The sequence below is a fragment of the Candidatus Symbiopectobacterium sp. NZEC135 genome (assembly GCF_025962695.1).
Window position 1 is genome coordinate 1 of the sequence record NZ_JAGFPF010001242.1, and the last position, 642, is coordinate 642.

1 protein-coding gene and 1 pseudogene are annotated in these 642 nt (G+C 56.9%); both read right to left on the minus strand.

Annotation, left to right across the window (positions count from 1 at the left end; translation table 11 throughout):
* Nucleotides 1-437, minus strand: a 437-nt coding sequence (locus tag J5224_RS33595) for a DMT family transporter (protein ID WP_264629210.1), incomplete at its 3' end; no start/stop codon positions are given.
* A gap of 109 nt (nt 438-546) precedes the next feature.
* Nucleotides 547-642: pseudogene (locus J5224_RS33600) on the minus strand (AraC family transcriptional regulator); the annotation flags it as partial.

Genomic DNA, 642 nt, shown 5'->3' on the forward strand with positions numbered 1-642 from the left:
GCGCTCAGTTCCGCCAGATTCACACATAACAGTCCAAGCAAAATCAGCACCAGCGGCGGCGTTAATCGCCACCAGGAGAGCGCGCCTTCCTGTCGTCCGTACAGCAGATTAGCGGTAACGGCAATCACCACCGGCAGCGTGCCGATGATCATGGTAGAGACCGGAGCGCCGGTACGCTGGATGGCGCTGGCAAGGAAAAAGTAATAGAGCAGATTACCCACCGCCGAGAGCTTCAGCGCTTCGGTCCAATCTGCCCGGCTTAAGCGGCGCAGACGTGTTCTGTCAGCCCATGCCAACGGCAGTGCGATCAGCCCAAACGCTACATAGCGACCCGCAGACTGCAACGCGGCAGGATATTCCGGCACCATCAACGGGCCCACGAAAATCAGCCCCCACATCAAACCCGCCGTCAGGGCGAAAACGATACCGCTTAACATATCACACCCGTTACCCATTTATGCTTGAAGGGCCAGGCCCTTGTGTTGTCGTATCAACGGCAGCCTAACCGGTAAGACGGATAACATATTGTAGGATATTGCGCTTTTTTTAGCGGTGGCGGCTGTGCGGCGCAACCTGTTTTTGATAGCGCACCGGCGTAATGCCGTAACGTTGGGCAAAGCTGCGCGTCAGATGGGCTTGATC